This window comes from Pedobacter sp. 22226 (assembly GCF_052045455.1).
In the GTDB taxonomy this organism is placed as follows: domain Bacteria; phylum Bacteroidota; class Bacteroidia; order Sphingobacteriales; family Sphingobacteriaceae; genus Pedobacter; species Pedobacter jeongneungensis.
The window spans coordinates 1-21,748 of the sequence record NZ_JBQEPB010000005.1 but is presented as its reverse complement, the minus strand read 5'-3'; the positions used below and the strand labels follow the sequence as shown (position 1 = coordinate 21,748).

Here is a 21,748-nt window from a genome sequence, read left to right as displayed (position 1 = left end):
CTATCTAATTTTTAAGATGGAAACCAAATGTACGAAATCCATGCCCTTTTAAGGGAAATCGGGATTTTCTTAATACAAGTTTGGTTTTATTACTTATTAACGGGATAAATGGCAATATGGTGTGAGCGCAACAGATAAGCACTTAAATCATTTTTACCGGCCTGCTGAAAAGTGATCAGTTTTGAAGGTTCTTTGGGCATATGGCAATCGATACAATTGGTGCTGAGCGATCCTTTTGCCAAAGTAGCCTTGCTGTGTTTGGTAGTTTGATGACAGCTGATACAGCGCTGCGAATAAATAGTTAAGTTGCCTTTTATACTTTCGTGAGTATTATGGCACGATTGGCAGGTCATTGTTTCGCTTTTCCGGTAGCAGTTGCTGCCCCTTAGCATACTGGCCTGGTTGCCATGTACATCGGGGTTACCACCCCCAAAACCTACAAAATCCTGCTGATAGTACTCATCTAAATTATCGCCGGGTTTAAACCCGAAAACCGATTTCTGGGTAACCAAAGTATTGCCTGAGTGGCAAACACTGCAGGCATCCATTTTCTGCTTGCGTGATAATTTTTTATAAATGGCAATAAATTTTGCGGTTTTTTCTTCAGGGTTTTCCGTGTGGAATACCACATGTTGTTTGCCGGGACCATGGCAGCGTTCGCAATCGATGCCGTAGATTAACGAACCTTTTTCCATTTCCTCATCTATTACAAAAGCTGATTTTTGGGTCAGTTTTTTTTCTACATAAGAACCATGGCATTCGAGACAGCGGCTGGTGATGCCTCTATCATAATAAAATCTGTCGCGGGGAAAACCAGGACTGATGGCCCAGTTTTGAATGGCAGCAAAATACGATAAAGGTAATTCATACAGTTTTTTGCCCTGCCAATAAGCATAAGTATAAGCTTTTTCACCTGAACCGAACTGAATATCGAACTTTTGGGCACGAAGGGCTTTACCATCCTGATAAGCCACCTGAAAGATTCCGCTATCCCGTTTTTCGATAACTACTTTTTGGTGTACATCAAATAAAAAACTATTCGAATCAGCGGCAAAAACCTTTAACAGCTGTGCATCTGCCACAGGTTTAGAAGTTGAACCATGTGGACTGTGCGCATAAGACTGAGATAAATCTTTATGGCATTTGATACAGGTAGCGGCCCCGGTATAAGCCTCGCCCCTGATATCTTTTGGCAACTGACCGGCAACATTCATACATCTTGAAAGGACAATAATGACAATTGCCATTGCCGCTAAAATAAGCAGGATTCGTTTTGTGCCTTTCAAGATGATGTTTTGGTTAGGTTATTTTACGAACTGAATATAACTAAAATTATAACCTCCTGTAGCGGCCAGGACCTTAATTTTTTGTTTACCTGCCTTTAAAGCAATGTTTTTGATTTCGAAAGGCATAAACTTCTTCGCATCGCCGGTATTTGGAACGGCAACAGCCTTTGCTACCTCTTTACCATCAATCAGAATGGTAATTTTGCCATCAGCGTTATCAGCAGCGGTATTTAGTTTTAAAGTATAGGTACCTTTTTGTGCAACATTTACTGTGTATTGCAACCATTCGCCATTTTCGATTTGGTTTACATAATATTTTTCGTACCGGATGGAGTCTTTTGCAATATCTACCCCATCGTTACGGTAAATCCTGCCCCTGTTTCCGGCCGATCTTTTCCCGGTTGAAACATGATAATCGGCTGTATCAGTGTCGAAATAAGCAAAACCATTTTTACCGAGGTCGTAATCTACAGCATAAACAATGCTTTTATCTTTTATTACACTGGCTTTAAAAGCTTTGGTTTCGTTGCTAAAAGGCTGGCGGATCATTGCATCAATTACATCACGATGGATAATGGTATTTTCCAGTTTTGAATAAATGGCCAGTTCCATTAAGCCGCTGTACACATTACTATCCTTTGGTTTATTGCCACCGTTGTTCATATAACGCACCAATGCATCATAATTTGGATTCGATTTAATTTCCATCGGATTATTTGAACCGATTTTCTTTAAAGGCCACCACGACCAGCCAATATTATTCTTTTCTAAAAGGCGGATGGCATCAGTAAACCACACATTGGAGTTTTCTCCTGTTTCGCCCAGCCAAACCGGTGCATTTTGCTCATCACGGGCTTTCAAAATATGCGCAATTGAGTTCTGATCGTTATAATTCCAGTATTTATGGTAACTCAATACCATATTTTTATCCCAAAGAGGAAAAATACCATTATAATTATTGCCCCAGCCGTTTCCTTCGATGATAATGATGTGTTTTTGGTCAACTTCACGGATGGCTTTGGTAATTTCGACCATTAATTTCCGTAACGGTGCATTCGTTTTTTCTTTTGTCCCGTTTTTATCTTCTGTTGGGTTTTCGAAACCATAATTCGGCTCGTTCAAAATATCGTAAGCCCCTATATAAGGCTCATTTTTATAACGTTCGGCCAGTTTTTTCCAAAGGGCAATTGTTTTTTGCTGATTGGCTTCGCTGTCCCACAAATAGGGTTTTGATGGATCGCGGTCGGCAATATTTACATCGTTTCCCTGTCCGCCGGGTGCGGCATGTAAATCTAAAATCAGGTACATTTTATTGGCTTTACACCACGCTAAAAGGCTATCAGTTAAAGCGAAACCTTTCTCCAGCCAGGTATTCTGGCCGGCAACTGGTTCTTTATCTACCGGCAGTGTGTACAAATTGTAATGCATTGGCAAACGGATGGAGTTAAAACCCCAGCGCTTCATCGAATCGACATCAATTTTGCGGGTATGATTGGCCAGCCAGGCATCGTAAAATTCCTGTGTCTGTTTGGGGCCCATTAATTCTTCTATCCGCTCTCGGATCCGGTACTGTTGCGATTCTTTATTGATTTTCAACATGTAACCTTCCTGTAACATCCAGCCACCTAAACCAATGCCACGGAGCAGCACATTTTCGCCTTTTTCGTTCACTATTTTTTTACCACCGGCCTTTAAAAAACCCTGACTAAAACCTGTAAATGAAAGGAGAGAGAGCAAAAAAGTATATAAAATTGATTTTGTAAAATTCATAAAAATAAGGTTAGGTTTTAGAGGTTACCAGGTATAAGTAGCTACAGATCCTTTATCGAGCGTGGCTACAAGCGTTTTACCGTTAATGCTGATGTTAAATTCAGTATTATTTTTGCCGCTGCTGGCTACAATTAAAACATGTTTTCCATCAGGTGTTTTAAAAGCAACATTTGGCAGATCGGGTAAATCGTTTGTGGCAATCCGCACTGAACCGGGGCGCACAAATTTAGAAGCATGTGCGATGGAATAATACGCCAGGTTTCTGCTGTAATGATCTTTATCGATGGTTACTGCACCCTGACACATGGAACAGCCTCCCCTATCGGTATAAGGTTTATTTTCAGGATCGGCAGCCAGGTTCCACTCGAGTACGTTTTTGCTCCAGTTGCGGGTAGCACCAATAATTAAGCGCCTGACCGGGTTTACAATATTAATTCCTGCAGCGTTTGGCTGCTCAACCACCATTTGTTCAGAGAAGTAAATATTTTTATCAGGATGGGCATTGTGCACATCAGTTAAGGCATCAATTTTACCGCCGTAAAGATGAAAGGCAGAGCCATCGATGTATTTTTTGGCTTCGGGATCATCTAAAATGGTAATCGGGTAATCAGGCCGGTCGGCATTATGATCGTATATAAGAATTTTAGTTTTAATACTGGCCTTTGCAAAAGCAGGGCCTAGGAATTTCTTTACAAAAAACGCCTGATCTGGTGCCACCATCAACAAACTCGGGTTATTACCCGGATGCAAAGGCTCGTTCTGAATGGTAATGGCGTCGATCGGGATTCCCTGTTTTTGCATTTCCTGCACGTAACGGACCAAATATTTAGCATAAACATCGTAATATTCGGGCTTGAGCATACCTCCACGGGCATCATAAGTGGTTTTCATCCATAAGGGAGGAGACCATGGCGAACCCATAATTTTTAGTTTGGGATTAATTGCAAGGATCTCCTGCATTACCGGAATCACGTCCATTTTATCGGGGCCCAAATCGAATTTTGACTGTGCTAAATCGGTCTGCCCTTCGGGAAGGTCGTTATAAGAAAATATTTTTTCGTTTAAATCGGAAGCGCCGATACTCAAACGGATATAGCTTACACCAATGTTATTGCCATTGGTAGCAAACAGTTCTTTTAATAAAGCCGCCCTGGCGGGTGCCGACATTTTGATGATATGCTGAGCACTGCCACCGGTTAAGGCATAACCAAATCCATCAATGCTTTGAAAAGTTTCTTTTTCATTAACCACAATGGTTGGATAATCGTTTTTTGCAGCAGAAAAACTTAAACCTGTGGCCTGTTTTGTGAATAAGACAGCGCGATCGGCACTGGTTAACCAAACATCGGCCTGGTTTTGTGCAATAGCCGAAAATGATGAACAGGTAATGATGCAGGCAGCCAAAAGCTGAAATGGTTTTGTAGATAGCATAGGTAAAATATGGTTCAGATTAAAAAACAGGAAGAAAGGTTTAGCTTTCTCCCTGTTGACAATTAAACTTTAAGCGTTATAGATGATGAGCAATTATTTTGTTCCACCCCACTCTTTGTTCTGTTCGAGTTTGGTGTTATTCAATTCGTTTTGTGGAATCGGGAAAACTTCGTGACGGCCAGCAATAAAGCCTTTGAATTTCAATGTTGCTGCAGCTTTACCCCAACGTACCAAATCCGGGAAACGCTGACCTTCGCCCGCAAGTTCCAAACGTCTCTCTTTTTCAATATTATCCTGCGTTACTGCAACTGGATTTAAGCCAACCCTTGCACGCACCGCATTCAGTAAAATATAAGCCCTGGAGCCTGCACCAACAGCAGCGCCAGCATTCATTAAAGCTTCTGCTTCCATTAAATATGTATCGGCCAAACGGATTTCGTATTCGTCTATACCGAAATTTAATTCAGGGATAGTTGCCGCAGCCTGAGTGGTTAAGCCCATATATTTAGCAAAGAAATACCCTGTGTTATTATAGCCCGGCGTGTATTTCGCAATGCCATTGGTTTGTAAGCTATCTAAATTTGCTACAGTTGCTGCATTTCTTGGGTCTTTATGAATAAAATCAAAGAAATCTTTGGTAAATACCAGAAAGCTATAGCCACTGAAATAATCAGGTGCTGTACTTAAGACTTTGCTATATCCCCGCGGACCAGTAGTAATGGATAATAAGTTACCTTCACTATTACCAGCAGCCGACCAGTTTCCATTCGATTTACTGCTATGAACAAATTCGATAATTGATTCTGAATTGAATTTATTTGCTGGTTTCCATAAATCGCCAAATACAGGATATAGTTTATAACCATACACTGAGGGTGAAACACCAGGTGCTGTACCATTTACCACAGCAAACTGATCTGCAGCGGCCTGCCATTTTTTCTCATACAATAATACTTTACCCAATAGTGCCTGTGCAGCACCTTTGGTTAAGCGGCCACCTTCTGTTGCAGCAGGAACAGTGTTGGGCAAATTAGGTATAGCATCGTTAAGGTCTTTTTCTACATAAGCATAAATAGAAGCTGGTGGTGCCTGGGTAATGTTATAGATATCGCCAATTTCAACAACTCCTTCAATTAACGGAACGTTTTTGAAAAAAGTAACCAGATCGAAGTAAAATGCCGCACGCATGGCTTTTGTTTCTGCAATGTATCTTGCTTTCAAAGCTGCATCCATCGGGATGGCGTCAATTTTAGACAACAGCACGTTTGCCCTGAATATCCCACTGTAACCCCTGTTCCAAAGGTAGCCATGAGGCCCGGTGCTCGCATTAAGGGTATAGTTTTGCATTACCTGCAGGTCATTAATATCGCCCGAACTACCACCTCCTGCCAGTTGATCGTCACTGGCAACATCCATTATAGCCGATTTATCATACAAACCGCCTGACTGGAATGCAAATCTATCGTAAATGGCAACTAAACCCGTAAAAGCATCAGCCTGTGTTTTATAGTAATTATCTAAAGTTATCCTTTCCTGGGGGTTTGTATCTAATTCCTTCTTGCAGGAACCCAACGATACAGCAATTGCCATCACTGTAAAGTATAAAAAATTCTTTTTCATCATGATTTAATTTATATTAAAATCCAACATTTAATCCAAACAAAAATGCCCTTGCCTGTGGATATGCACCACGATCGATACCATATTGAGCACCGCCACCCGAGTCGCCTGTTACACCCAGTTCAGGATCGTAACCCGTATATTTGGTTATGGTAAATAAGTTTTCGGCAAGTACATATACCCTAAGTCTTTTCATACCCCATTTATTGATGATATCTTTAGGCAAAGAGTAACCCAGCTGCATTGTTCTTAATCTGAAAAAGTTTCCGTTCTCTAAATATAAATCGGTAAAGTTCGAATAGTTTCTGTTTGGATCACCATCAACAATTCTTGGTAATGAGGCACCGGTGTTGGTTGGTGTCCACGCATCTAAGTATTTAGTTTGGTAATTTGCTGTTGAAATATCCAGTCTTCTTAAGCCCTGAAAAATTTTGTTGCCACCCGATCCGCTTCCGAAAGCAGTAAAATCGAAGTTTTTATAAGCCAGGTTAATGGTGATACCATAACTTACTGTTGGATTCGGATTGCCTAAGTAAGTACGGTCGTCAGGATTGATCAGGTTATCGTTAGTTAAATTTGCAAATTTTATATCGCCTGGTTTTGCATTTGGCTGTAATTTGGTTACACCATCAGCACCTACATAACTATCTATCTCTGCCTGGGTTTGGAAAATACCTAAACTCTTATATCCAAAATATTGCTGATATGGCAGGTTTAATCCTGTTCTGGTAATATTTCCCAAATTCTGGAACGTAGCACTGTTATCTTCCTGAAACTGGTTGCCCGGCAACAATTTGGTTGCTTTATTTTTATAAAAAGAAACGTTACCATTCACTCCGAAGTCTACCTCGCCAAATTTCTTTTTATAGCCAAGTTCGATCTCTAAACCTCTGTTTTGTAAATCAGCAACATTCTGTGCGAAACTTCCATAACCTGCATAACCCGGAATTGGTGGATTTTGAAGGATACCTGTAGTTTTTTTATCGTAAATATCAACTGTTAGGGTTAGGTTTTGAAATAAGGTTGCATCAATACCAATATCTGTTTGACGGGTTTCCTCCCATCTCAGGTTAGGATTAGCCGGAGCACCAGGACTATAACCCACATAAACGGTTTCGTTAGTTGAACCAAACACATAATTACGATCGGCGCCTGCGCCTACAATCGGGATAAAAGAAAAATCACCAATACCATCATTTCCGGTTACCCCATAACTTGCCCTTACTTTAAGGAAGGTTAATACATTGTTTTTAGGGAAAAAATCTTCTAAAGTTGGCACCCAACCTACAGATGCAGAAGGGAAATAACCAAATTTATTATTACCACCAAATCTTGATGATCCATCACGTCTGATTAAAGCAGATAACAAGTATTTTTCTCCATAGTTATACTGGATCCTCGAAAATAGTGAGTTGATCCTGTGGTCGGTACCATCACCACCAGTACTATTCTGCCTGTCAGCTGGTAACGAATTGTACCTGAAAGATGCTTCATCAAAAGTTTTAGCAGGAATATTATTATAAACAATTGTTGCCCTGCGTGCATTACCATCGCTATATTTTCCCTGCCCGAGTAAGAAGGTAACATTATGCTTGCCAAAAATCTTATTATAAGAAATGGTATTTTCTATATTCCAATTAATTACATAAGTGTTTTCTCTGGTTAATCCAGATTGATTAATTGGTGTAGAAGTATTGTAGTATGCTACCGGACTGAACGAATTACTTCCGTAAAAAGCTAATTTTGTACCTAATGATGAGCGTACATGTAAACCAGGAATCGGCTCAACATCTGCAAAAACATTACCTACAATATTATGATCATAACCGTAATTACCTAATCTGTTCTGGATCTGGGCAAGCGGGTTTTTCATTTCCTGACCTACGTAAGGAGAAATACCAAATAACTGACCGTCGCCATTTCTAGTTGCAGCATTGTATTGCGGCGAACCTAACGCAGGATAAAAAACAGACTGGCCCGTAGGGTCGGTAATTACCGATGGTGTAATCGGATCTAAATTGATTGCAGAACTTAATATCCCTCCAAATTCGCGGTTGGTTTCGCCAATTCCGCTGTTTACCCCATGGCTATAACCTAAGTTCTCGCCAAAAGTAATTTGTTTAATCGGTTTAAATGAGGTATTGATACGAACGTTTGCCCTGTTAAATTTAGAAACAGGAGAACCTACTATACCCGTAATATCAGTATAGCCAAAAGAGGTAAAATAAGTTGCTTTTTCACTTCCTCCTGATACGCTAAACTCATGGCTTTGTTTTGGCGCACTGTTATTAAAAATTAAATCCTGCCAGTCTGTTCCTTCGCCAAGAGCAGCCGGGTTGGCAAAAGCCGGAGCCTTACCTGCACTTACCAATGCCTGATTACGCAATGTAGCATATTGTGTAGCATTTAACAGATCGAGTTTTTTGGCCGGCGATTGTATGCCGTAATAACCACTGTAATTAATGTTCAGCGTACCTGCTTTACCTTTTTTGGTGGTTACCAAAATTACTCCGGCTGCAGCACGTGTACCATAAATAGCTGCAGATGCACCGTCTTTTAATACCTCGATTGATTCGATATCATCCTGATTTAGGTAACCAATACCACCGGCATCAATTACCACACCATCGATTACCCAAAGCGGATCGTTCTTACTGTTACCGAAAGAAGTAAAACCCCTTAAACGCACTGTTGAACTCGAACCCGGCTGACCAGATGTAGCCGCAATGGTTAAGCCCGAAGTTCTACCCTGTAACGATTGCTCTATACGTACTACCGGTTGATTTTCCAGATCTGATGCTTTAACGCTCGAAATTGCGCCGGTTACCACACTTTTCTTTTGTGTTCCATAACCTACTACAACCACCTCGGTTAAATCTTTCGAATCGGCTTTAAGCGAAACATTGATACGGCCGCCTGCCGGAACAGTGACGGTTTGCGTGGCCATGCCGATCAGGCTGATGGTTAATTTTCCACCTACCGGTGCCTGGATAGCGAAAACACCATTGGCATCGGTTGATGCCGCTTTGCTTGTTCCGTCAAGTTTAACCGTTACACCCGGTAACGGCCCGCCATTTTGTTCTGTTACTTTTCCTGTAACCGGAATGTCTTGTGCCAGTAAGGCCAGCGGAAATGCCAGAATACAGAACATGAAGAATACGAATGTAAATCTTCCTCTCATAGAATTTAATTTTAAGTTAATATTTGGTTAGTTAACACCGTGGGCTTTGGTGCCCGTTATTAAAATCAAATCTATAGAGGCGCAATACAATAGCACAATTTAGTGCTACTACACAAACCATACACAAGCCCTCATTTAAGAAAAAAAGAAGAAATACAGGCCTACATCAGCCCTACACAGCAAACATAATATAACTGATAAACAGTTATTTAAGTATTAACCTCATGAAATGTTATAATTGTAACAAAAACATTGATTTATGGGTTCTTTTGTCGTGCTATTTCGATCAGAAACTCATATAAATTGGTTTCCGGTTTAAGCTGGAGTTTCTTTCTCAGGCGATAGCGCCCCACTTCGATGGCTTTAATGGTTACATTCATCAGCTGTGCCATTTCTTTTGAAGAAAGATTCATCGATAAATAGGCACAGAACTTCAAATCATTCTGACTTAAATCGGGATAAAGATCTTTAAGTTTATTAAAGAATTCGGTATTTACGTGGTTAAAGTGCACGCTCAGGTGATCCAGTTCCTGGTCTTTCTTCTCCACATCCCTGATCAGCCTGATGAGGTGCCTGAAACTGGGCGAACTTTCGCTGATATCGTGGTTTTTGATTACGGTAGAAATCACCTCTTTAATCTTTGCCAATACCTTACCACGCTGTACCAGATGCATGGTCATGGTAGAGAGTTCTTTATTTTTATAGTTTACATCCGCTTCCAGTTTTTCGTTCTGCAGGCGCACAATTTCTTTTTCATTGCGGTCTAATTCCAGCTGGTGGAGGTAACTCATCCGCTCCTGCTCTTTAATGTGTTTTTGCTTTTGCCACCTGATGATTAACCTGATCAGTAAAACAACCAGGATCAGGTAAACCATCTTCATCCAGATGGTATTGTACCAGGCCGGTAAAACCATAAAGCTATAACTCACCATGGCAGATTCGTTGCCTACATCGGTTCTGGCCTTTACATTAAAGGTATATTTCCCGGCAGGTAAATTGGTATAATCTTTTTCACTTTTAACACCCCATTCCGACCAGTCGCGGTCGAAACCAACCAACTGGTAGCTGAATTTGATATTCCTGTCGTGCTCAAACAGTGTAGATGCATATTCGAAATGGATGGAATTTAAGCTGTTCACATACTCCGGCAAATTCCGTTCGTCCTGTTTACCTGCAACTGCGCCGTTTTTAACAAAATAACCCCCAAAAACCACACTATCCTTTTTACCGAATAATTTTATCATCCCCAACACCACGTTTGGTTTGGTAATGTTCTCGATGTATTTATCATAATTGATGTGGTAAGCACCCTTGTTGGCACCAATAAATATATTGCGGCTATCTAATGCGTAAATGGATTCGAAACCACCCACTACTTTCCCATCAAGCTCGGGCAGGTAAAATATAGTAAAGGCATTGCCACCGGCGGGCTTTCTGAAATCGATTACGCCAACTTTTTTATTGCTCACAAACCAGATATTGCCATCATTATCTTCTTTCATATACTGAATAGATACCCCGTTAAGTGCATTACCCAGCAGTTTTAGCCTGATAAACTTCCTTTTTACCGCATCGTACTCATATACGCCATCAACCGTGGCAATTAACACCCTGTTTTTTACGTGGTACACATAATTGTAGAGTTTAGATGGTAATCCATCCTTGTCGGTAAACATGGTGGTACGCAATATGCTTTTATGATCGGGCTTTAATTCTATTTTATACACCCCATGGTAGGGATGCGAGGCCCAGATATGATCGGGATTGTTATTATCGGCAACAATAAAACGCAGGGTTTCTCTCAAGCCTTCAATTTTACCGCCATTGGTAAAAGTACTGCCATTATATACCAACCGTTGCAGGCCCCAGTAGGTACCTGCAATTACCTCACTGCTGGGATATACATTATCTACGGTTTGGTACATCCAGGTGCCCGGCAAATTATAGAGCGATCTGGCCGTGTTGTTCTGAATCACAGAAGTACCATCCTCATGCGCCATTAACAACTGATTGTTGATTTCGTCCAATCCCCAAACCTGCCCTTTCGTATTTTTTACTTCCTCAAAATTTGCAGTAGCATAGCTTAAATCGGGGCTCGCAGCATTTAGTTTGGCCGTATATAAACCGTTCGAAGTGCCTATATAAACCGATTGGTTAAACTTCCTGAAAGCATAACTGGTAATCTGCTTGTTGCGGTCGGGGAAGATGTTTTTAATGGCACTGTTAATAGCCACATAGGCAATGCCATCATCCAAAGCCAGCCACATATTTTTATCCCTGTCGAGCAGGATGCCCCTCACATTATTGTTCTGTAAACCTTCCCTATAGTTGTACTTCTGTACCAGTTCGCCGCGTTTGTTCATGATGTACACCCCGCCTGATGTTGTGCCCACTCCATATAAGTTTTGATTAATCCGGTTGGCAAAATAAATCCTGTCGTTAAAAAAAACCGGATCAAGCTTCGTTTTCAGTGGAATAAGTTTGCTGTTGGCAATCAGAAAGAAACCCCTTTTCAGGGTAGAAACCAACAAGGTATCTTTGGCATAGGGTAAAACAGCCGTAACAACAAAACGTTTTAAAATGGTATCGGTGCAAAAGGGCTTCCACAAATCATGGTCGAAAACCATGAGTCCAACCAGCTGGTTCTGCGAGAAAACCTTATTATTGGCCATCCCCATAAACTGCCAGGTAGTGCTGATTTTATAACTTTTAACTACGCCATCTTTATAATGGAGAATGGCGTTAACCGACCTGAAAAACACTTCATCATTAACAATCGAAATATCCCAGATATCGGCCAGCTTACGCAAATTTTCAGGCACCAGGTTTAATAAAGAGGTGTACTTTAAAATTCCATGCTCATTGGGGTAATAATAACCGAATTCATCCTGTCCGCCAACGTAAATCCTGTTTTTAGAGTCGATGCCTATAGAGCGGACCGAAGTATAATTAGGCAGGCGGTAAAGGTTCCAATACCTGCCGTTAAAGGTGAGTAAACCCTCGTTGTTCCCGAAATACAGGATGCCGTTTTTATCCTGTTTAACCTCCCAGTTCTGTATCCCCCCGTTATATTGTTCGTTATTGTAATTTACAATCTGCGGAATACCCAAAAGATCCTGAGCGGAGGCATGGTAAACAGTTAGAAAGCATAAAATAACAAGTAGAAATCTGTACATGAGGTTAGGGATGATTTAATCGCAATAATAAATATATAATTTTAATTCCGGTTAACCTTGTTCACAACCGTAAGGTAGGAGTTTAGAAACACCCGGGGTATTCATTCACCACCTTAGTCACCTGGGAACAGGTAAGTTTGAAGTACATAATTATTAATCTCATGAAATACTAAGGTGACTTAGGTTGTAAAAAATATATTTTTCAGGTGCAATACCTCAAACGGTTTAACCATATAAGGAATGTAAGATCATGTAAGTCTATATGTTCTTATATCACTTATATGGTAAAATATCATTAGAAAAATACCTTTATCATGTAGCTGGGTTGGCTTCAAAAAGGTGTTTTTTTGAAGCAGCAAGCATGTGTTTCTTAGCGTTGCTCCGGTCCCGCAGGTTTCTAACCATATAAGGAATGTAAGACTTAAGTTTATATGTTCTTATATTACTTATATGGTAAATTATCATTAGAAAAATACCTTCAATATGTAGCTGGGTTGGCTATAAAAAAGGTGTTTTTTTGAAGCAGCAAGCATGTGGTTCTTAGGCTTGCTCCGGTCCCGCAGGATTCTAACCATATAAGGAATGTAAGATCATGTAAGTTTATATGTTCTTATATCACTTATATGGTAAAATATCATTAGAAAAACACCTTCAACATGTACCTGATTTGGTTAGGAAAATGGTGTCTTTTTTTGAAGCAGTAAGCATGTGGTTCTTAGGCTTGCTCCGGTCCCGCAGGTTTCTAACCATATAAGGAATGTAAGATCATGTAAGTTTATATGTTCTTATATCACTTATGGTAAAATATCATTAGAAAAACACCTTCAACATGTACCTGATTTGGTTAGGAAAATGGTGTCTTTTTTTGAAGCAGTAAGCATGTGGTTCTTAGGCTTGCTCCGGTCCCGCAGGATTCTAACCATATAAGGAATGTAAGATCATGTAAGTTTATATGTTCTTATATCACTTATATGGTAAATATAACTAGAAAAACACCTTCAATATGTACCTGGGTTGGCTATAAAAAAGGTGTTTTTTAAAGCAGTAAGCATGTGGTTCTTAGGCTTGCTCCGGTCTCGCAGGTTTCTAACCATATAAGGAATGTAAGATCATGTAAGTTTATATCTTCTATATCACTTATATGGTAAATTATCATTAGAAAAACACCTTCCACATGTACCTGACTAGGCTAGAAAAAAGGTGTTTTTAAAGCAGTAAGCATGTGGTTCTTAGCATTGCTCCGGTCCCGCAGGATTCTAACCATATAAGGAATGTAAGACTTAAGTTTATATGTTCTTATATCACTTATATGGTAAAATATCATTAGAAAAATACCTTTATCATGTAGCTGGGTTGGCTAGAAAATGGTGTTTTTTTTGAAGCAGTAAGCATGTGGTTCTTAGGCTTGCTCCGGTTTCGCAGGTTTCTAACCATATAAGGAATGTAAGACTTAAGTTTATATGTTCTTATATTACTTATATGGTAAAATATCATTAGAAAAATACCTTCAATATGTAGCTGGGTTGGCTAGAAAAAAGGTGTTTTTTTTGGAAGCAGTAAGCATGTGGTTCTTAGCGTTGCTCCGGTCCCGCTTTTCCTTCAAGTCCTCACCCGATGGAAAATCGGGTTCCGGGCTTTCCGTTCAATCGGGGCTAAATAACAGGAGACTGTGCAATAATAAATATTTAACGCCTGATAAGTTTACGTGTTCTTACCTTCCGTATTTGGTTAAACATGCCTATTTTATTAAATGTGGTTCAACCGCTTTTCGCCAGATGGCATACCCCGTAGCATTCATATGCAGCATATCTTCCACAAACAATTCTGGCCTGAGTTTACCCTCTTTAGTAAGCATTAAAGAATATACATTAACAAAAGTGGTATTGGCCTCTCCGGCTAGGAACTTTTTAATGAGCGCGTTAGAAGCCACTGCTTTCTCCTTAAACTTATCCCGGCTCGGACTTGGTTTAATCGAAATGTAAACAATTGGTACCGTTGGCAGTTTTGCCCTGATGGCCCGGTATAACTGAATGGTACGGTTTAAAACGGTATCGGGTGTTACCGCATCGTTTGGCAGGTCGTTTTCACCTACATAAATCACCAGCTGTTTTGGCTGATACGGAAAAACCACATCGTTTAAATAATAGGTAATATCATTAATTACCGCGCCACCGATACCACGGTTTAAGGCATTGTATTTTGCAAAAATCTGCATGCAATCGTCCCACTTCCGGATAGATGAACTGCCTACAAATAACACCGGATGAACAGGCGGCTTATACATCTGATCGTATTTTTTAATCGTTTGCACATCATCCCAGAAATTGGGTTTCTTTTGTGCAAAAGCAGCAACAGTAAAACAAGAGAGCAGGAAAAGACTCAGGAATAATTTTTTCATGTACATAATGGTATTAAACCGCACAATATACCAATATCTATAGTTTCACAGCTTAATCAATCAAATTTATTACGGGTGTTGTGAGTTGCCAACTTTAAAGATGGGCTGGCAACCATAAAGCATTCCCCTGTTCAATCACAAATAAATTACATCAAAAACTATTTTAACTAAGCCATTAGTTTCTATATTTAATCAACCAGATATTTAAGTTAACATCCCATGCAAAATTACCGCCCATTCCTGATCAGAAAAAGCAGTTTAATGCTTTTAGTTATTGCCAGTATTATAATTTCATGCAAACAAAAGGCACATCAGATTAATGATCAGCCCAAAAAGAGTGCAATGGTGGCTAATGATAGTGCGCTTAAAATCTTTTTGAATGTGATGAATCTAAAATATCCTAAAGATTCGTTAGAAAGTGCCGTACAGTTATATAAAAAAGCACTTGCCGAAGATGGAGGATACAAGATCGCATTTTACAACCTGTTAAGTTGTTATCAGTACATGAAAAAATTTGATGAATCGGTTGAACTGTGTACAGAGTGGCTGAAGAAAAACCCCAACGATTTAGACATCCAATATAAAAGGGCGCTGATTTATGATGCACAGGGTAAAAATGAATTGGCCGAGGCAGGTTATAAGGCAGTTGCTGATGAGGTAAACAAGAAGCAGCTACCTAAAATAGACACTACACTAACGCCAATACAGATAGATGAAATCATAAATACTGCTGGGGTAATCTATATCGCAGAAAATGATAAGGTTAAAGCTTTAGCCTTATTGAGCGATTTAAAAGCAACCTTTCCTGATAATAGTACTGTTGAAAGTGTGTATCGTACAACTTTAAACAGCAACAGGCTCGATCGGGTTAAGGATTTGTTGGGTTATACGAAATAAATGAGATAAGTACCTCCGGCATTGATCGCCTTAAATCTGCAAGAGCATTTTCACTAATGGGTCAATCCCTGAAAGCAGCATTAAACCTGCTAAACGCTACAGATAAAACCGCAATATGGGCCAGCTTCTGCCTGGTAGAATGATCACTCTCCTGTTCCGTTTCATCCGGCTTTAAAGTGCTGTCTGGTAAGGTAGTCCCTTCACTGAGGTGATTTACAATCTGGCTCACCACAGCAGGATCAGCCTGTTCGGGTTTATGGTTAAGCGAAAGGTAAATGGAAGTAATAATGGCATTGATCTGGTAAATGGTCGATTGTACACCATAAAGCGCATTAAAATCGAGGTGTTTACGCACGGGCTCCTGACTGGCCGATTCGATGGCTTCGCTCAGGGCCGATAAACTCAGGTTGGCATTTTTTCTCGCCATCCGCGAAACGTTTTCGCCCAGGTTTTCCTTCCGCCCAATGGCTACCTTTAAGTATTGTAAACAATCTTTTGTGGCTTTATTAATTTTCTCTTTCAGCTGGTGGCTATCCCATATCGGGAAAAGGTAAGTAGCAAAAATAGCGATCACACAACCCAGCAGGGTAAACAGAATCCGATCGTGCACCAGGTGGTCGAAATGGCCCTGGTAACTGCCCAGCGTTAAAATTACCGCGGGGGTAATAAAGAGCACACTAACGGTATAGTTTAACCGGTTGAAGGCATAAAAACCCAGCAGGAAAATCACCGAAAAGGAAAGTAACACCGCCGGACTCTTCACAAAATAAATGATCACCAGCCCCACAACAACCCCTCCGAGGCTTCCTTTCAGGCGTTGCAGGTTCCGTTTCCAGGTAATCGAAAATTTCGGCCTTGCTACAATTACCAGCGTTAAGAACAACCAGTAGCTGTATTTGCTGGGCTCCAACTGCCAGATTAATAAAAAACCGAAAAGGAAACAGATGGCCAGCCGCAGCGAAAACCTGAATATCGGCGATTTTAAACTCAGGTGTTCTTTAATCGAAAAGCGGTCGCCGGTAATAAATAATGGATAGGAAATCGGGCCGCTCAGTTCCTGCAGGTGTTTTTCGGGCGTATGCTCATTCCCCCTGATCATTTCGATAATGCGCACAATATCGTTCATGTTCGAAACCACTTTCAACACAATTTTACGCTGGCTTTCGTTCAGGCATTCCATTTCCTGCAGCAGCATTAAGCGTTTCTGGTAATATTTGATATTGGTGGCTACTTCGCCTTTATAAGCCTTTGCCGAACGCACGTGCCTGCCGAGTTCTTCGAGCTCTTTTGCCAGCAGTTCGATCAGGCTGGCAATCAGTTTTAAACTCGGTCCGGTAGCCAGGGTATCCCGCACCAGGGCATAATCATAATGCACCGCATTCAGCTGTTCGTATAAATCAATCAGTAACCTCGCCCGTTCCAGCAACAACCGGCCTTTGGGGTTATCGGGATTCATGGCGTACTTATCGGTAAGCAACAGGTTGCGGATCAGTTCGTGTTTCTGGTTAACCTTGATGTGCAGTTTAATGGCCTCTTTCTGTTGCAGATCGAGCGGAACATCCACATCGTAATTCTTCGCTTTGGCATTTAAAAATACGGCACTGCTCATTAAACACTCAAAAATGGCATGGTGCAGGGAACGGTAAGGCCGGATCAGAATCTGGATCAGGCTGATTACATAATACCAAACACCACCCACCAAAATATAACTGCTAAAATACAGCGGCCTCGCGGGGTGAAGCCCCATCACAAAGGTACATACAATGAGCGCCATGGTACCGATTAACGACAGTTTCTGTCCATACACCGCAAACATAGAGCAACCGAAAGCGGCAACAACCACAACCACAGCAGTAAGATATTGATTATACAAAACAGAAGATACCACCAGGGTAGCGCAGAAAAATACTATGATACTGGATAAGGCTGTTTTGAGTTTGTTAAGGCGGTTATCGGGCAGATCGGTTAAACTGATCAGCAAAGCACCCACGCCTATTCCTTTTGCCGCTTCGGGATTACCCAGGTAAAAGAATAAAATGATGGGCAATACCACGGTAATGGTGGTGCGCAGGGCATCAGAAAAGTACTCGCCTAAAAAGAAATATGTAATGGCAGAGCCGATGCTGTTTTTGCCCATGAATAAACTGCTAGTTAGAAAGCCGCAAAGGTAAGGGATTATTTGAGATGTGGGGAGGGATCACTAAAAATGAGTATTTATGGTTTTCCGTATTTAACTAAATATTTTTGTTACTACATTAGCAAACTAGCAGCAATTTAATTAATTTTTGAATTTGTTTCACATAGGCTTGTAATAATGATAATAGCCATTAGGCCTTTATCACAAATTATAATTTGCTTGCATAAATTAATTATAACTTTCTTATAAAGAAAAAAAAATCATAATATGAGTTTGACACCAAGAGGGATGAGTATTCAAGAAATTTATAGACAATACTCAGAAAAAAAATTTTTAGTAAATCGAAAATATCAAAGAAAACTCGTGTGGACTGTAGATGAAAAACAATTTTTGATTGATAGTATAATCTCAGATTTTCCAATCCCCTTAATATTACTAGCCAAAACAGCTGATGATAAATTTGAGATCATAGATGGCCTTCAAAGATTAAATTCAATAATTTCATTTATTGAAAATAGATTCGATGTTGGTGGCAAATATTTTGATGTAAAACAATCCTCTAGAGCAAAACAAAACGCGGATAAAGGGTTATTTGTTGCAAATGAAAAAAGCGATTCGTTACTTGATCCTCAAAAATGCGCGAATTTTTTAGATTATCAACTAGCCATTACAATATATCCAAATTCTAACGAAGCCACAATAACAGATATCTTCGGCAGAATTAATTCTGGCGGTAAGCAATTAAGTCCGCAAGAAAAGAGGCAAGCTGGAATGATTGATAATTTTTCTGACCTAATTAGAAAAATTGCTTCCGAGATTCGAGGCGATTCTTCAAAAGATTTGCTTGAATTATCCGACATGCCTGAAATTAGCATTGATTCTAATAGAGAAAAGATAGGGTATGGATTGGTTGCTGAAGATATTTTTTGGTGTAAAAATGGTGTGATTTGGAAAAAACAATTGAGGGATAGTGAAGACGAGGAGATGATTGTTGATCTTGTCGCTTCAATTTTAAAAGATGAACCACTAGCAAAAAGCAGAGATCTTTTTAATAAAATATACGATGAATCATCCGATATACATAGTGATTTAAATAAAGAATTAATTGTTTATGGTTCTGATAGATTAACCCATGAAATTAAAGTTGTATTCTCTATTCTTGAACAAATTTTTGAATCACAAAATACAACCATCATAAATATAACAAATCCAAAGTCAAGAAATCCCATCAAAGAATCTTTTTATTCAATATTTATGGCCCTTTTTACACTTATTGTGAAAGAAGAACAATCACCAGCTGAGAATGATAAAATAGTAAAAGCATTAAAAGACTTACAAAAAAAAATGACATCAACTGCTAACTACTCAGTTACTGCTGATAGGGAAAAAAACATTAATCTTACATATGGACTTATTAGGAAATACTTTGTAAAAAAAGATCCCCCTGTATTGAAACATGGCTCCGGATTAGCATTAGATTTTGAAAACTCTATTAGAAGATCAAAAATAGAATCTAACAGATATGAGTGTAAACAAGGTTTTTTTGATTTATCGTCAAAAAGAAAATTAAATAATAAACTATATTCTGAAATAATTCAAACCATTTGCGGTATTGCAAATATTGGTCCTGAAGAGGATGGATACGTTTTTATAGGGGTGGCAGATAAATTAAGTGATGCTGAAACAATTAAAAAGCTAGATAAAATCGAATTCAAATCAATTAATGATAGATACGTTGTAGGTATTGACAGAGAGTTAGCGGTAATGGGATGGTCTTTAGACGACTATATTAATAAAATTTTAGGTGAAATTGATAAGTCCGAGTTATCTGAACCTCTGAAAAGTCAAGTAAAAAGCCAAATCGATATTATTGACTATAAAGGTTTATCAACAATAAGAATTAGGGTACCAAAACAATCAGAAATTTCATTTGTTGGAAAACAATCTTTTACAAGAGAAAATTCAAGGACAATTCAAATGGACGCGCCAAAATTATTGTCGATCAGTAAAATGTTTAAGTAGGGGTGATTAGGTATTATTCCTGACTTAAACTTATAATTAACGGGCTGACATAGTCTTTAATTAACTAATTGGCTTTTCCATGCAACCCCTTAAACAACTCTTCGAAAACAAAAAAACTGTAATAAAGAAACTGGGTATTACTTTTAACGATCCATGCCGCGAAGAAGACATAGCAGATCTACAATCAAAGCTTAGCCAACCGCTTCCATCAGATCTGATCGATTTTTATACCTTTTGCAATGGAATCGAAACTGAAGATTTTATGTTTAGGGTGATTCCGATATCAGAGGTTATTGATTACCGAAGCGAGTTGAAAAGCAATACGCTCCATTTCGCTGAATACATGATCTACAGCGATCAGTGGTTAATCCAGCTAAATGAAGGGGGAGGTTATAACATCCTCAACAACGATCACGGTTCCAAAGAAACGACCGTTCAGAGTAATTCGATATTTGAATTTCTGGAGATTTATCTTACAGAAGGGCTTTTTAGTAAATCAGATAATAATAGCTTTTGGGATAGGTTAAGTAAAAGCCGTAAATAAAACATTTTAATGTTCAGCTAGTAGAATCCAACTGAAAGGTCGTCATTGCGAGGAGGAACGACAGCCTGTCCCGACTTTTTGGGGAAGCAATCTTTCCTGCTAGCAATACTTGTTAGAAAGATTGCTTCGTCGGCTGAAAAAGCCTTCTCGCAATGACGAATTTGGCGGCTTATTATTGCGCGAAGATTCTTCTTTCATTCATATTGATTTTTATATAATAAATTATCTGTCAGGAATACAATCGTGGGGGTAAGATATCGTAAAATAGATTTCTCCACTTCGTTGCACTCCGGTCGAAATGACGAGATGAGGGGCGATTCGCTATAATACCCCGGACCCCGGTCTTTCCCACTTCGGACTACCCAGCGGGGGTAAGTTTCTCAAAATAGATTTCTCCGCTTCGTTGCACTCCGGTCGAAATGACGAGACGAGTGGATAAAAGCTACGCACGCATGGAAAATACAGATGGGGTTACTAAATTTAAAAGATTGCTTCACTCCACCTCACCAGCCCTGCCCTTCGGTTCGCAATGACGAGACGAGGGGCGATTCGCTATAATATCCCAAACCCCGGACCCCGGTCTTTCCGACTTCGGACTACCCAGCGGGGGTAAGTTTCTCAAAATAGATTTCTCCGCTTCGTTGCACTCCGGTCGAAATGACGAGCCGAGGAGATAAAAGCTACGCATGCATGGAAAATACAGATGGGGCTACTAAATTTAAAAGATTGCTTCACTCCACCTCACCAGCCCTGCCCTTCGGTTCGCAATGACGCAACGAGGGGCGATTCGCTATAATACCCCAAACCCCGGACCCCGGTCTTTCCGACTTCGGACTACCCAGCGGGGGTAAGTTTCATAAGATAGATTTCTCCGCTTCGTTGCACTCCGGTCGAAAGGACGAGACGAGGAGCGATTCGCTATAGTACACCAAACCCCGGACCCCGGTCTTTCCGACTTCAGACTACCCAGCGGGGGTAAGTCTTGTAAGATAGATTTCTCCGCTTCGTTGCACTCCGGTCGAAATGACGAGACGAGTGGATAAAAGCTACGCATGCATGGAAAATACAGATGGGGCTACTAAATTTAAAAGATTGCTTCACTCCACCTCACCAGCCCTGCCCTTCGGTTCGCAATGACGCGATGAGGGGCGATTCACTATAGTACGCCAAACCCCGGACCCCGGTCTTTCCGACTTCGGACTACCCAGCGGGGGTAAGTTTCATAAGATAGATTTCTCCGCTTCGTTGCACTCCGGTCGAAAGGACGAGACGAGGAGCGATTCGCT

General features: G+C 40.1%; 11 protein-coding genes. 3 read left to right on the top strand and 8 right to left on the bottom strand.

What is annotated here, in order from left to right; all coding sequences use genetic code 11:
* Positions 1-89: 89 nt before the first annotated feature.
* The 7 genes from ACTJKC_RS12235 to ACTJKC_RS12205 form a co-directional block, all read right to left on the bottom strand.
* Positions 90-1,286, bottom strand: coding sequence for a hypothetical protein (locus ACTJKC_RS12235; protein ID WP_440792262.1), 1,197 nt, complete (start codon positions 1,284-1,286; stop codon positions 90-92).
* 18 nt (positions 1,287-1,304) lie between these two features.
* The gene (locus ACTJKC_RS12230) at positions 1,305-3,056 is read right to left on the bottom strand and encodes a cellulase family glycosylhydrolase (protein WP_440792260.1); all 1,752 of its coding nucleotides are present in this window, start codon (positions 3,054-3,056) and stop codon (positions 1,305-1,307) included.
* Between the two features lie 24 nt (positions 3,057-3,080).
* Positions 3,081-4,487, bottom strand: a complete 1,407-nt coding sequence (locus ACTJKC_RS12225) for a glycoside hydrolase family 30 protein (RefSeq protein ID WP_440792258.1) — start codon at positions 4,485-4,487, stop codon at positions 3,081-3,083.
* Between the two features lie 93 nt (positions 4,488-4,580).
* Positions 4,581-6,110: a RagB/SusD family nutrient uptake outer membrane protein gene (locus tag ACTJKC_RS12220; RefSeq protein ID WP_344852668.1), complete on the bottom strand. Its 1,530-nt coding sequence runs from the start codon at positions 6,108-6,110 to the stop codon at positions 4,581-4,583.
* A 13-nt stretch (positions 6,111-6,123) separates the two neighbouring features.
* Positions 6,124-9,288: a SusC/RagA family TonB-linked outer membrane protein gene (locus ACTJKC_RS12215; RefSeq protein ID WP_344852667.1), complete on the bottom strand. Its 3,165-nt coding sequence runs from the start codon at positions 9,286-9,288 to the stop codon at positions 6,124-6,126.
* Positions 9,289-9,545: 257 nt separating this feature from the next.
* Entirely contained in the window at positions 9,546-12,464 is a 2,919-nt protein-coding gene (locus tag ACTJKC_RS12210) for a triple tyrosine motif-containing protein (RefSeq protein ID WP_440792255.1), read from the bottom strand.
* Positions 12,465-14,202: 1,738 nt separating this feature from the next.
* Positions 14,203-14,862, bottom strand: a complete 660-nt coding sequence (locus tag ACTJKC_RS12205) for a GDSL-type esterase/lipase family protein (RefSeq protein ID WP_440792253.1) — start codon at positions 14,860-14,862, stop codon at positions 14,203-14,205.
* 219 nt (positions 14,863-15,081) lie between these two features.
* Here ACTJKC_RS12205 and ACTJKC_RS12200 point away from each other — a divergent pair, with 219 nt between their 5' ends.
* Entirely contained in the window at positions 15,082-15,759 is a 678-nt protein-coding gene (locus tag ACTJKC_RS12200) for a tetratricopeptide repeat protein (protein WP_440792251.1), read from the top strand.
* A 61-nt stretch (positions 15,760-15,820) separates the two neighbouring features.
* Here ACTJKC_RS12200 and ACTJKC_RS12195 read toward each other — a convergent pair whose 3' ends face one another.
* A complete protein-coding gene (locus ACTJKC_RS12195) occupies positions 15,821-17,896 on the bottom strand; it encodes an FUSC family membrane protein (protein WP_440792249.1) in 2,076 nt (691 codons plus the stop codon).
* Between the two features lie 267 nt (positions 17,897-18,163).
* Here ACTJKC_RS12195 and ACTJKC_RS12190 point away from each other — a divergent pair, with 267 nt between their 5' ends.
* Both ACTJKC_RS12190 and ACTJKC_RS12185 read left to right on the top strand, forming a co-directional pair.
* The gene (locus ACTJKC_RS12190) at positions 18,164-19,918 is read left to right on the top strand and encodes a GmrSD restriction endonuclease domain-containing protein (RefSeq protein ID WP_440792247.1); all 1,755 of its coding nucleotides are present in this window, start codon (positions 18,164-18,166) and stop codon (positions 19,916-19,918) included.
* Between the two features lie 79 nt (positions 19,919-19,997).
* Positions 19,998-20,462 (top strand): SMI1/KNR4 family protein, encoded by a 465-nt coding sequence (locus tag ACTJKC_RS12185; RefSeq protein ID WP_440792245.1) that lies wholly within the window; start codon positions 19,998-20,000, stop codon positions 20,460-20,462.
* The last annotated feature ends 1,286 nt before the right edge of the window (positions 20,463-21,748 follow it).